This window comes from Acinetobacter courvalinii, assembly GCF_014635545.1.
GTDB lineage: Bacteria > Pseudomonadota > Gammaproteobacteria > Pseudomonadales > Moraxellaceae > Acinetobacter > Acinetobacter courvalinii.
In genome coordinates this window covers 108,924-122,141 of record NZ_BMDA01000005.1, presented here as the reverse complement: position 1 = coordinate 122,141, position 13,218 = coordinate 108,924, and the positions used below count along the sequence as shown (strand labels likewise).

Below are 13,218 nucleotides of genomic sequence, written 5' to 3'. Positions count from 1 at the left end.
TCGTTTAAGCTTAAACCTCAGGGGCTCAAATGCAAGACTAAATCACCACTTTTTAGCGTTAAAACCGTTTCGCCCTGTGCATTTTCAGACAAAGTCCCATAGTTGACGAGATGATAAAAACTCTGCCGCTGGATCAAGGCATTCATGCCAAAACGCACATGCACATACGGCCGTAACTCCCCTGCATATTCACGCATAAAAATCGGATGCTGCTCATCCACGATCATCACGTCCTGATTAGGTGTTATCAATTGCAGGTAGGTCTTGCCTTCAATTTCGACCTGATCCACCTGATTGATCAGTAATGGTTCGTCTTCAACTTCGATTTCAATCTGTTCCACCGGGGTTTTGAGGTAGAATTTGCCGTCTTCTTTCCACAATACCCTACTGAACAGATCCAGCAGAGCCTGACGTTTGATCAATTGACCTTCGTGCCACCATTCTCCATTGGCTTTTATGCGTAAATCCATTTTGCCACAATGCTTTGGATGCCACTGCTCTAAAGGCGGAATTGACCTTTTGTGACTTTGCTGTACATCATTTAAGTATTGTGCAATGTTCATTAAGTTTTTATCATCAGAAAACATGACTTTTCCCTGATTTTCTAAAGAGTTTTGTGGAGAATCATTTTCATTTATCATAGTTTATGCCTTGCTGACGAGAAAATATGACCGCTCAGCCAATTGGCGAGATCAAGGTTTAAAACTATACTATCCCAAACGTTTGCAAGCACAATAGTATCATTTGTGTTTGGCAATTAAGAACACTCATGGCAGCGCCGAATCGCAATATTACGGTTGCCACCCTTAAAAATATGAGGAGTCCTACATGGAACACATCGAACGTGAAGCGATGGAGTTTGACGTAGTGATCGTAGGCGCAGGACCTGCTGGTTTATCTGCTGCGATTAAAATTCGTCAATTAGCGATTGAAAACAACCTACCTGACCTTTCTGTATGTGTTGTTGAAAAAGGCTCCGAAGTTGGTGCGCATATCCTTTCAGGTGCTGTACTTGAACCACGTGCTATCAATGAACTATTTCCAAACTGGAAAGAAGAAGGTGCGCCACTCAATGTTCCTGTAACGGGTGATGAAACCTACTTCTTATTGTCTGATACCAAAGCACAAAAAATGCCGTATTGGATGGTTCCAAAATCAATGCACAACGAAGGAAACTATGTGATTTCCCTCGGTAATGTCGTGCGCTGGTTAGGCCAGAAAGCAGAAGAGCTGGAAGTTTCAATTTTCCCAGGCTTTGCTGCATCCGAGATTCTGTACCATGAAGACGGTACCGTAAAAGGCATTCAAACAGGTGATATGGGCATTGGCAAAAATGGTGAGCCAACACATAATTTCACACCTGGCTATGAACTTCATGCCAAATACACCTTATTCGCTGAAGGCTGCCGTGGTCACCTCGGTAAACGCCTGATTGCAAAATATAACCTTGATAAAGATGCTGATCCGCAACACTACGGTATCGGGATCAAAGAACTCTGGGAAATCGATCCGGCTAAACATAAGCCAGGCTTGGTTATGCACGGTGCCGGCTGGCCATTGTCTGAAACCGGTTCATCGGGTGGCTGGTGGTTATACCACGCTGAAAACAACCAGGTCACTCTGGGCATGATCGTGGACTTATCCTATGAAAATCCGCACATGTATCCATTCATGGAAATGCAACGCTGGAAAACCCACCCAACCATCAAGCAATTCCTTGAAGGTGGCAAACGTATCTCTTACGGTGCACGTGCTGTTGTAAAAGGTGGCTTTAATGCATTGCCTAAACTCACTTTCCCAGGCGGTTGCTTGATTGGTGATGATGCCGGTTTCTTGAACTTCTCAAAAATCAAAGGCTCACACACTGCAATGAAGTCAGGTATGTTGTGCGGTGAAGCAGTATTCGAAGCAATTGCTGCGGGTGTTGCCAAAGGTGGCGATCTGGCGATTGCACGTGTGCTTGAAGGCGACGATCATTTCGACAAAGAGCTCACCTCTTATACCGATAAATATAACAATTCTTGGTTAAAAGAAGAGTTATATAACTCACGCAACTTTGGCCCTGCCATGCACAAGTTTGGTCAGTGGATTGGTGGCGCGTTTAACTTTATCGATCAAAACATCCTTAAAGTGCCATTCACCTTGCATGATCTTAAACAAGACTTTGCTGCACTGAAAACGGTAGATGCATCAACATTTAAGCCAAACTATCCAAAACCGGATGGCAAGCTTACCTTTGACCGTTTATCTTCAGTTTTCGTATCCAATACGGTACATGAAGAAAATCAGCCAGCTCATTTGAAATTGACTGATCCTTCAATTCCAGTGAACGTTAACCTACCAAAATGGGATGAACCAGCGCAACGCTACTGCCCTGCGGGTGTTTATGAAATCATGGAAAATGATGACGGTTCTAAACGCTTCCAGATCAATGCAGCCAACTGTGTTCATTGTAAGACCTGTGATATTAAAGACCCATCACAGAACATTACTTGGGTAACGCCGGAAGGCGGCGGTGGTCCGAACTATCCAAATATGTAATTCCTTGCGACCCACTAAGACGCTGTCTTGGTGGGTCTCACCTTGCGAAGCTTTAGTCGCTTCTCATATCCAAATATGTAATTCAAAAACAAAAAATCCGAGTTTAGACTCGGATTTTTTTTATATGCCATGCAATTTAAAAGACAAAAATAAAACTTAACCTTTCTGCACCAGATAGCGGTATTCAGTATTGCTGTTTTCATCCAGGTTTTCTTCTTTGAGCAATAACTCATGCCCAAGATGCATACAGAATTTTGGAATATCCCATGAGGTTGACGGGTCTGTGGCAAGCACTTCAACCACATCACCTGACTTGGCTTTGCGAATGGCTTGATGCAACATCATCACAGGTTCAGGGCAACGTAAACCTCGCGTATTGATTTGAACAGCGGGAAGTTTTGGTTGTTCAGACATCATAAAACTCAAATATTCGAATTTTCACATTTTAGCATAAACTGTTCATATAAAAATCATCCGGCTTGTTTTGGAAAACTGTACGTTTTTTACATAGTATTGTTGATGCATATCCGCTTTATCTTCGGTATGATGAAAATCAACTAGTTGATATAGAGAGTCTTTAGGAAAGATCATGGTCGAGGAATCCAGTCCGTCGTGGGGTATGCGTGGCTTAAGAAAATGGTTAGGTACCGCACCTGAAACCCGCGATGAATTACTCAAGTTAGTTCAAGACTCACGTCGCTTTTTAGAGCCAGATACTGTTGCCATGCTTGAGGGTGTTCTTGACCTGCCAGCAACAAAGATTCGAGAAGTCATGACACCGCGTACAGCGATCATCAGCTTGCAGGAAGACGATCAATTACTTGATATTCTGCATGTACTGATCGACTCTGCACATTCGCGCTTCCCGGTATTCTCAGCGGATCAAAGTGATAATGTAGTGGGCATCCTGTTAGCGAAAGACCTGTTACCTTTTTTAACTGAGCGTAATGTCAAAGTTGATATTCGTTCACTGATGCGCCAACCTGTATTTGTACCTGAGAGTGCACGTTCAGATCAGGTGCTGCGTATGTTGAAAAATACGCAAACCCATATTGCCATCGTAATTGATGAATATGGCTCAACCTCTGGTCTCGTCACCCTTGAAGATATTCTTGAAGAGATTGTCGGCGAAATCGAAGATGAACATGATATTGCTGATGAAGAAGCGTTATATATCGTTCCAGATAATGACCCAACCACAGCAAATACGTGGATTGTGCAGGCACTTACACCAATCGAACATTTCAACACTATTTTAAATGCAGATTTTTCTGACGATGAAGTTGAAACTATGGGCGGTTTACTGCTGCAAGAAATTGGTTTAGTGAGCGATTTACAAGGTCAAACCATTGAACTTGGCGATTGGCAATTTACCATTATTGAAGCAGATGCACGCACTATTCATCTGATTCGAGCTGTCCGTCAATGAGAACCTATTTTGAGAAGCTGTTAAATTCGTCTCAACCACAAAAACAGCTCCCTTTTATTTTTCCACTGTTGATTGCACTCATTTCGGGTGCAATCTTTAGTTTGGCGCTCGCCCCTTACTATTTCTGGTGGCTGGCAATTTTATCGCCTGCATTACTGTATGCCGTATTACGTCAGCGTAGCCCCCGTCAGGCCTTTGCGCTCGGTTGGGCCTATGGCTTTGGTTTATGGTTTGTCGGTGCGTTCTGGCTCTATACCTCCATCCATACCTATGGCGATACCAATGCCTTTTTAAGCGTGTTGATGATTGCCTTTATGGCGGCGGCAATGGGCTTGTTTACGGCATTTCAAACCTGGCTGTATCGTCGTTTTTTCCCCGAGACACCGCTTACATTTGCACCCCTATGGGTGCTGTTTGAGTGGGCCAAGACCTGGGTGTTCACTGGTTTCCCGTGGTTATTCGCTGGTTATGCCTTTACTGAACGTCTATTAGATGGTTATGCACCACTGTTTGGTGTGTATGCAGTTTCTTTCGTGGTGATTGTACTGGCCTGTGCCCTAGTGGAGATTTTAAATCGTCGCTGGTTTTGGGCGGTGCCTTCCGCAGTTCTAGTTTTAGGTGCATGGGGTGCTGGATTGATTCAGTTCGTCCAACCCAAAGCCGCCAAGCCCCTGAGTGTGTCTTTAATTCAGGGCAATATTCCCCAAGACCTGAAATGGTTGACTGAATACCAGATCAAGACGTTAGAAATTTATGCCAACCTGACCCGCGCTGAATGGGGCCGTGACCTGATTGTCTGGCCGGAATCCTCCATTCCAATGTTTCAGACCGATATTCCGGAATTTCTGGATGCGATGGCTGCTCAAGCCAAAAAAACAGGCAGCGCCTGGGTGACCGGCATTCCCTATTGGGATATGGCCAAGTCACAGCAGGTCGGTGAGCCGTTGTATTACAACAGTATTATGGCCTCAGGCAGCGATTCGCATGGTCTGTATAAAAAGCAGCGTCTGGTACCATTTGGCGAATATATTCCACTATCTGGCATGCTGAAATGGGTTCTGCCTGCAATGCAGAACGATGTCAGCATGAGCGGTTTTACTCGTGGTGAAGCCAATCAGAAGCCCTTAGCCGTTAAAGGCCATGCACTGGCAGCCGCCATTTGCTATGAGGTGGCTTATCCCAACCTGACCCGCCGTAATGCATCGGATAGTGACTTTCTCATCACGGTATCCAATGATGCCTGGTTTACAGGCACTGCTGGACCTTGGCAACATTTGCAAATGGTACAAATGCGCGCCAAGGAAAATGGCCGCTGGTTTATTCGTGCCACCAATACCGGTGTGACAGCATTTATCGACCAGAATGGTCATATTGTAAAACAGGCGCCAATGGATGAGGAAGCTGTGCTTCGAGGTGAACTGCCTGCCATGCAGGGACAAACCTTGTATAACCGCTTAAGTGATTATCCAATCCTGATTTTCTCAGTGCTGTTATTGATCATTGGCTGGATTTACCGTCCACGTAAAGTCGATATTTCGTTTAAATCTCGTCGATAAATCACAATAACTTTGTGCCCAGAGGAACCTCAAACTCTGGGACGCAAAGCGCCACCTCTCCTTCCGCATTATGAAAACCTGTGACCAGACATTCTGATTGAATCGGACCAATCTGTTTCTTCGGAAAGTTCACCACAGCCACCACCAGTTTTCCGATCAAGTCTTCAGGCTGATAAAGTTTGGTAATTTGTGCACTGGATTTTCGGATGCCTAATTCCTCACCAAAATCGACCTGCAAGATATAGGCGGGTTTACGCGCCTGTTTAAATACCTCAGCCTGTATAATCCGACCGACACGTAATTCAACTTTAGTAAAATCATTCCATTCAATTTGTTGCATCTAGTTATTCTCTGCGGTTTTCCAAGTCCTAGGGAATATAGAGGATCTCTATTTTTAAATAAAGATGCTTATTTTTTACTCCTCATTCTAACCCTGCCTGTTTAATGAATTATGCGCTTTATAAAGCCGTATAGGTTTAGGTCAATTAATGCACCAACATCTCTTCAACAATACCTGGAACTATTTAATCAGGATATTTCATCTTTTGATCAGGCATTGGCGTTGGTCGCTTTAGGAAGTAAAAAATACCAAATTTCAAAAAGTTTTCTTTTGGTTTTTAACAGATTCCAAATCAGTATGCCGTAGTTGTTTTAGCTTTGTACCTGTCGATCATCATTGCCTTGATGGTGTCGTGCATGAGTATGATACGTCGCATGGGATTAGAATAATTTTCGCTGATATCTGGTTTTCTGTCTGGGGAATTTTCTGGCTAATTGCTTTTCTTGTTCTACTGCTGGTCTTGCCTATCCTACGCAAAATTAGCTTTTTGTTTGTTTAGGCTGGCTAAGCTCAGACAATAAAAAACGTAGATTTTAAATCTACGTTTTTAACGCTTCAGTTTTAAATGATTTAAAAGCTAATTGAGAATTGTAGGCTTAAATAGGCCACTAGACTGGATAAAAATAGCATCGGAATATAACGATAAGCCTTAAATAAAAATTGCTCATATTTAGAAATCAGGTCAGCCCGATGCCAGAGCGTAGTTTTTAAAGCACTTAAAAAGCACAGCACTAACCACGCACTGAACATGCTTAATGCAAAGAAACCAATCATAATCTGGCTACTGCCCTCAGTGACTTGCCATAAGGTCAATGCACCTTCACTCATCGGCAATAACGCTAAAATGAGCAATACAGATTTAAGCATTGCCCAATGAAACTGATTCAGTTCATCCAACATAAAAAATGCTTTCATCTGATTTCTCACACTTCTGTTCAAAGGTCTGATTTATTATGCAAAGCTTTGATCTAAAGAAACAGTCTATTTTTCTGCATAATTTCTTTTTCTTGTAACTATTAAATATGGGAATAATTCTTATTATAACTCTCACATATTCAATATTTTATTCTATTTTTATTTTTCAACAACTTATAGATTAATTACGAATTAAGAAACATTATCACTTCACTCTCGATTTAATAACTCAAAAGTGAAGTGATATTTTTATCTAACGATTAAGGCTGATAATAAATATCGGCATCGTTGCCTTCACCACCTTCTTTACCATCCGCACCAAACGAATATAAATCAAATGGACGACCTTCACGGCCTGGAATCACATACTGTAAATCATTTTCCCAGCTGTCTTTTGGATAACCACCTTTCACATAACCACCGGGTAACCAGTTTTTCGCTGTGGCTGGCTGGTTTACCAATGCATCTAAACCACCATCTTGCATGGATGGGTAACGGCCATTATCTAACTTATATTGATCCAGTGCACCCGCAACACCCTTTAAGGTAATGCTGGTGGTATCCACTTTAGCCTTTTCACCACGCCCCATCACGTTCGGAACGATCAGTGCAGCGAGAACACCTAAAATTACAATAACCACCATCACCTCAATGAGGGTAAATCCTGAGCGAGGGTTAACAAAGTGGAACTTTGTCCGAGCGCAAGACGAAGAGCTATGCTCTGAGTCACACGATTCCGCAAGACCAGAAGCTATGCTTTGAGTGCAAGGATTCAAGCTTTGTTCAACATTGTGCTTATTCATTGAATTATTCATATTCATCTCTTTCATGTCACTCATCAGATCATATTGTTCATATTAATAATTGGCAACATTACCGCAATCACAATCACCAATACAATTGCTGCCATAAAAATCAGCATCAAGGGTTCAAGCAAGGCTAGTAACGTAGAAATAAAGGTGGTCACCTCACGGTCCTGCATGGTCGATGCACGATCCAACATACGATCCAGTTCACCAGAAGCTTCTCCACTTCGGATCATTTGTACCATCATCGGCGGGAAATAACCGCAACGTTCCAGTTGTGTTGCCAAATTCCCCCCTTCTGTTACACGCTCCATCGCCACTTCAATGGCATCACGAATGACCCAGTTATTACTGACTTCGGCGCCAATACGTAAGGCTTCCACCAAAGGTACACCTGAGCGGGTCAAAATGGATAAGGTACTGGCAAAACGTGCTGCATTTATACCACGCGAAAGTTTACCAAATAGTGGCAATCTGAGCGTTAATCGGTCAAATGCATAATGTCCTGCCGTCGTTCTTAAAAACCGGGTAAATAAAATAATGAATACGACGGCAAGAATGAGCATGCCGATCCAGGTATGCCGGATAAAGGCACTGGCCTTCATCAAGGCAACCGTAATCCAAGGCAAAGCTTCTTTACTTTGTTCAAAGGTCTTGACGATTTCAGGCACCACATAGGTCATCAAGCCCATCACAATGCCGAAAGACATTAACATCAGTACAATCGGATAAATCATCGCACCCTGAACTTTCTTCTGCATGGCAAAACGGTTTTCAGTGTAGTCCGATAACTGATCCAGAATCAGATCCAGATGACCTGAACGTTCGCCTGCCGCCACTGTTGCAATATATAGTTCGGGAAAGCGTCCTGACTGCTGCATCGCTTTTGCCAGTGAATGCCCTTCCAGAACTTTGGAACGTACCGCAATCAATAGATTTCGGACATGCGCTTTTTCACTTTGTTTACTGACGGCACGCAGGGCTTCTTCCAGCGGAATCCCAGCCGCCACCAATACCGAGAGTTGACGTGTCATCAATGCCAGATCATAGGCACTAAAGCTTTTTTTAAACCACGAACGCTGTTGCTGTTTGTCTTTTTGCTCGACTGCATCGACCGCGATCGGGGTCCAGGCTTTATCGCGCAACTGTTGGCGAATCTGGCGTGCGGAATCCCCTTCCAGCACACCTTTTTGTTGCTTTCCAGAGGCATCAAGCGCAGTAAATTGATAAGCAGGCATGGTTCTGTTCTAATTGTCCCAAAATAGTCGTTGTTAAGTGCATCCGTGTATGGCCTGAGGAATGTGGTTCCACATGAAATTCATCGATATAACGCATAGCACTTTAGCATAATTCTATGAGATGCCGTCATGCCTTATTTAAGTTGTTTTAAGCGATCATACAACTTAAAAGGCTGAAAATATCAACATACACTTTATATGAATGAAGCCGATATGCCGACCCAAAATTCTAGCACTGTTGTTTACCGTATTCGCGTTGCCATACCGGTGTATCTGTATGACACCTTTGATTATACGGTGAGCGCAGCGCAATACGCTCAGGCACAGGTTGGCGCGCGTGTTGCGATTTCATTTGGGCGGCAAAACCTGGTCGGGATCATCACTGAAAAAGTCAATCCGGACGAAGTATTTACCGGTCAGTTCAAACTTAAAGCCATCACGGAATTACTCGATCAGGACGCGATTTTAGACCAACAAGTTTTAACTTTGTTGACATGGTCCGCCCAATATTATCAATTTCCGATTGGCGAGGTCATGCAAAGTGCCTTACCCACTTTACTCAGACAAGGTCGTGCCTTAGATATCCTGTTTCATCTATGGAAAATCATACCCCATGATGACCCAGCCTCATTATTAAAACGTTCGCAAAAACAATATGACGCCTATCAGGTATTAAAACTGCATCCGTATGGCACCACTGAAAATGTCTTAAACCTGAGCGGGGTGGAAACCTCGACCCTGAAAGCACTGGAAAAGAAAGGCCTGGTTGAGTGCTGTCTGGAGCCGCATGATTTTACCCCAACACCGGTGCAACTGGCTCAAGTTCCCTTAACACCGAATGAAGACCAGAAAAAAGCCATTCAACATATTCTCAAGGCACAGCATCATTATCAGGCTTTTTTACTCGATGGTTTGACGGGCAGCGGCAAAACTGAAGTTTATCTGCAAGTGATGCATGAGGTATTAAAACAAGGGAAACAAGTACTGGTGCTGGTACCGGAAATTGGCCTCACCCCGCAAACCGTTTCACGGTTTAAGTCACGCTTTCATTGTGATATTGCCTTACTGCATTCAGGGCTGAATGACTCAAAACGGCTACAGGCATGGCAACATGCACAAACCGGCAAAGCCTCGATCATTATTGGGACACGCTCTGCAATTTATACTCCATTGCCCAATCTGGGGCTGATCATCCTGGATGAAGAACATGACCTCTCGTATAAACAGCAAGAAGGCTTCCGTTACCATACCCGTGATGTCGCCTTATATCGCGGACATTTGCAGAACTGTCCGGTGATACTTGGCTCTGCAACGCCAAGTATCGATAGCTATCATCTGGTTGAATCTGGAAAGCTGGAACTGCTTGAACTGAATCAACGTGCAGGCGTGGCGGTTTTACCGAAAATGCATGTGGTGGATTTAAAGATTGCAAAAAAGCAGCATGGCCTCAGCCAGACCTTGATTCAGCAAATCAAGCAGACCTTAGAGCGCAAAGAACAAGTCCTGATCTTTTTAAACCGACGCGGTTATGCGCCGATCCTGATGTGTGAAAGCTGCGGCTGGCAAGCCAACTGTCCACATTGTGATGCACACTTTACCCTGCATTCACAGCCTTACCACTATTTGCATTGTCATCATTGCGGAACCATCAACCGCCTGCCAGACCATTGTCCGGCATGCCAGAAACAGAGTTTGAAAACCATTGGGGCAGGAACGGCGAAGCTTGAGGAACATTTACAGGAATTGTTCCCGCACAATGAAGTGATACGGGTTGACCGCGACAGTACCAGCCGGGTCGGTAGCTGGCAGAAAATTTATGACCGGATCCAGCAAAACAAGCCGAGTATCTTGCTGGGCACGCAAATGCTGGCGAAAGGCCATCATTTCCCGCATGTGACGCTGGTTGCGATTCTTGATATTGATGCAGGCCTGCTCAGTGCTGATCCGCGTGCGCCTGAACGGACAGCTCAATTGATTGTGCAGGTGGCCGGACGTGCTGGACGTGGTGAGCATAAAGGCAGTGTCTATTTACAAAGTTTACGTCCTGACCATCCAATGCTAACCACGCTGATTGAGCATGATTATCGTACCGTCGCCAAACAAATGCTGGCTGATCGCAAAATTGCCATGCTGCCGCCTTATCGTTATACGGTACTGGTTCGGGTGGAATCGAAAGATCGCGACTATAGCCAACACTTTCTGGCCGAGATTGCCCAGCAACTCAGGAGCATGGCGGGTGATCTGGTTGATATCTGGGGGCCAATCCCTGCTCCTATGGAGCGTAAAGCAGGCCGTTATCGTGCGCACATGGTGATTTTATCTACCGATCGGGCAAAACTGCACTTTTATTTGCGTCAATGGTGGCAACAAGTGGTACATTTACCACGACAGCATCAACTCAGGCTTTCCATTGATGTTGATCCACAAGAGTTTAGTTAAGCTAGTTTAGGCGCACCTTATCAAAGCCCCATCACGGATTGGTCTTTTTAAGCTTTACTCATTTGGGTTCGTCTAAACAGAATAGAAAAATTGAGGCATTCGATGTCCTTACTGCTCCCCATTATTTTTTTACTGGCTGCGACTTTAATTTTTGTACCCTTGGCCAAGCGCTACCTGGGCACAACAGTTTTAGGTTATCTCATCGCAGGGCTTGTACTCGGTACACATGTTTCTGGGCTGATTGAAGATCCTCAACTGATCCAGTCACTGCTCAATCTAGGCATGATGGCGGTCATGCTGTTTCTAGGTCTAAGCTTTCGACCTGTACAACTGTGGCTGGAACGTAAAACTATCCTTAAAAGTACGGGACTACAACTTGCAGTCACCATCCCGCTTTTAGCTGGTGCAGCTTTCCTGCTGTTTCACCAGTTGCAGAGCAGTCTCATTCTTGGCTTTGCACTGGCACTCTCCGCAGTGACTTTAGTGCAGCAACTGCTACAGAACAAACAGCAACTGCATAACCCGTTGGGACAAGCCTGTTTGGCCACACTGCAATTTCAGGTTTTTATTACCGTGATTCTGATTGCGCTGTTTCCTTTGCTGGAAGATACTGCATCGACAAGACACGGGATTGCTTATTTTGCAGCAATCATTGCCACGATTTCAGGTCTGTTTCTCGCCAGTCGCTATCTGGTGCGTCCAGCCTTCCGCTTTTTAGCACAAAAAAACAGTATTCAACTCATCCCTGTGCTGAGTGCCCTGATTATTGTTTCGGTCATTCTGATTATGGATGTTTTAAATATTCATGTCTTGATTGGTGCATTTTTGGCAGGCTTATTACTGGCAGAAACCGAATTTAAAGCTGAAGTTGAACGTATTCTTGCACCTTTTAAAGATGCGGCCATCGGGTTGTTTTTTCTGGCGATGGGTTTAGGCCTTTCATTAGAGGCCTTAATGCAAACCCCTTTACTGATCTTGGGTTCAATCTTTGGGCTGATCCTGATCAAGTCCGGTGTGATTGCAGCCATCCGTTATTATCAACAACGTCATGCCCGACTCAGTACCCTGTTTGCCATCACCTTGGCACAAAGTGGTGAACTGAGCTTTATCTTGCTCAAACTGGCAGAAAGTGAAAATTTACTTGGCAAGGCCTTATTACAGCCTGCCTTGCTCATCGTCTTCGGCTCGATGTTATTGACGCCGCTGCTGTACTGGCTGTTTGATACAGAAATTTTGCCACGATTGCAGAAAAAAGTACCTGTTGCACCTGAAGATGTGCCGCAACATCCGATTCTGATTGTCGGTTTTGGACGCTTTGGACAAGTGATTGCTCGCGCTTTACATGCACAGGGCAAACACTTTAGCGTGATTGACAGCAACCAGCCGGATGCTGATTTTATTGAACAATATGGACATCGGTTTTTTGATGCCGATGTGACCCAGGTTGAGAACTTACGTGCTGCCGGAATCGAATATTGCAAACTCCTGATCCTCGCCATTGATGATGTTGAAGACAGTATGAATCTGGCACGTTATCTGCGCTTGAATCATCCGGACCTAACCCTGTTTGTGCGGGCACGCGACCGTCATCATGCGCATTTGCTCAATGCTTTAGGCATTCAATATATCTGGCGTGAAACTTATGCCGCTTCACTGGAGATGGCCCAGCAGGCGTTGCTTGAAACGGGGCTGTCAAATCTTGATGCACAAATGCAGATAGAGCGTTTTAAGCAACAGGATGAGCTGCTGCTGATCCAGCAACATTGGGTACAGGAACAGCAAGAGGTTATTGAATATTATCCGAGTGCAATTGCAGAACTTGAGTATTTATTTGAAAACACAAAAACTTTGCAGCCAGATCGCACGCGCAGTGATCAAAACACACAAAGTGATGCAAATTCACTCAATGAAACATCTTGAGTTTTAGCAAACTGACACCATTATTGACTGCATA

11 protein-coding genes and 1 pseudogene are annotated in these 13,218 nt (G+C 44.3%); 6 read left to right on the top strand and 6 right to left on the bottom strand.

The window, feature by feature from the left end; translation table 11 throughout:
- Positions 1–17 precede the first annotated feature (17 nt).
- Positions 18–641 carry a DUF1285 domain-containing protein gene (locus IEV39_RS15600; protein WP_005280781.1) on the bottom strand — a complete coding sequence of 208 codons (624 nt, stop codon included), beginning with the start codon at positions 639–641 and terminating at the stop codon, positions 18–20.
- 187 nt (positions 642–828) lie between these two features.
- On the opposite strand from IEV39_RS15600, the gene IEV39_RS15595 reads away from it, so the two are divergent.
- Positions 829–2,541, top strand: coding sequence for an electron transfer flavoprotein-ubiquinone oxidoreductase (locus IEV39_RS15595; RefSeq protein ID WP_005280786.1), 1,713 nt, complete (start codon positions 829–831; stop codon positions 2,539–2,541).
- 156 nt (positions 2,542–2,697) lie between these two features.
- Here IEV39_RS15595 and tusA read toward each other — a convergent pair whose 3' ends face one another.
- Positions 2,698–2,955 carry a sulfurtransferase TusA gene (tusA, locus tag IEV39_RS15590; RefSeq protein ID WP_005226520.1) on the bottom strand — a complete coding sequence of 86 codons (258 nt, stop codon included), beginning with the start codon at positions 2,953–2,955 and terminating at the stop codon, positions 2,698–2,700.
- Between the two features lie 175 nt (positions 2,956–3,130).
- Here tusA and IEV39_RS15585 point away from each other — a divergent pair, with 175 nt between their 5' ends.
- Positions 3,131–3,970: a CorC family transporter gene (locus IEV39_RS15585; RefSeq protein WP_004774169.1), complete on the top strand. Its 840-nt coding sequence runs from the start codon at positions 3,131–3,133 to the stop codon at positions 3,968–3,970.
- The gene (lnt, locus tag IEV39_RS15580) at positions 3,967–5,526 is read left to right on the top strand and encodes an apolipoprotein N-acyltransferase (protein WP_005280790.1); all 1,560 of its coding nucleotides are present in this window, start codon (positions 3,967–3,969) and stop codon (positions 5,524–5,526) included. Before IEV39_RS15585 ends, lnt begins: the two co-directional genes overlap by 4 nt.
- Position 5,527: 1 nt before the next feature.
- On the opposite strand, the gene IEV39_RS15575 is transcribed toward lnt, so the two are convergent.
- Complete coding sequence (locus tag IEV39_RS15575; protein ID WP_005226516.1) at positions 5,528–5,866, bottom strand: tRNA-binding protein; 339 nt, start codon at positions 5,864–5,866, stop codon at positions 5,528–5,530.
- Positions 5,867–6,150: 284 nt separating this feature from the next.
- Between IEV39_RS15575 and IEV39_RS18585 the strand changes: the two are divergent.
- Positions 6,151–6,365 (top strand): annotated as a pseudogene (locus IEV39_RS18585) (DUF2798 domain-containing protein).
- A 71-nt stretch (positions 6,366–6,436) separates the two neighbouring features.
- On the opposite strand, the gene IEV39_RS15570 reads toward IEV39_RS18585, so the two are convergent.
- The 3 genes from IEV39_RS15570 to gspF form a co-directional block, all read right to left on the bottom strand.
- Positions 6,437–6,781, bottom strand: coding sequence for a hypothetical protein (locus tag IEV39_RS15570; RefSeq protein ID WP_005280793.1), 345 nt, complete (start codon positions 6,779–6,781; stop codon positions 6,437–6,439).
- 260 nt (positions 6,782–7,041) lie between these two features.
- Entirely contained in the window at positions 7,042–7,620 is a 579-nt protein-coding gene (gspG, locus tag IEV39_RS15565; RefSeq protein ID WP_005280796.1) for a type II secretion system major pseudopilin GspG, read from the bottom strand.
- Positions 7,620–8,825 carry a type II secretion system inner membrane protein GspF gene (gspF, locus tag IEV39_RS15560; protein WP_005280799.1) on the bottom strand — a complete coding sequence of 402 codons (1,206 nt, stop codon included), beginning with the start codon at positions 8,823–8,825 and terminating at the stop codon, positions 7,620–7,622. Before gspF ends, gspG begins: the two co-directional genes overlap by 1 nt.
- A gap of 213 nt (positions 8,826–9,038) precedes the next feature.
- Between gspF and IEV39_RS15555 the strand changes: the two genes are divergently transcribed.
- The gene (locus tag IEV39_RS15555; RefSeq protein WP_227554530.1) at positions 9,039–11,264 is read left to right on the top strand and encodes a primosomal protein N'; all 2,226 of its coding nucleotides are present in this window, start codon (positions 9,039–9,041) and stop codon (positions 11,262–11,264) included.
- A 102-nt stretch (positions 11,265–11,366) separates the two neighbouring features.
- Positions 11,367–13,184, top strand: coding sequence for a cation:proton antiporter domain-containing protein (locus IEV39_RS15550; protein ID WP_005280805.1), 1,818 nt, complete (start codon positions 11,367–11,369; stop codon positions 13,182–13,184).
- Positions 13,185–13,218: the final 34 nt, after the last annotated feature.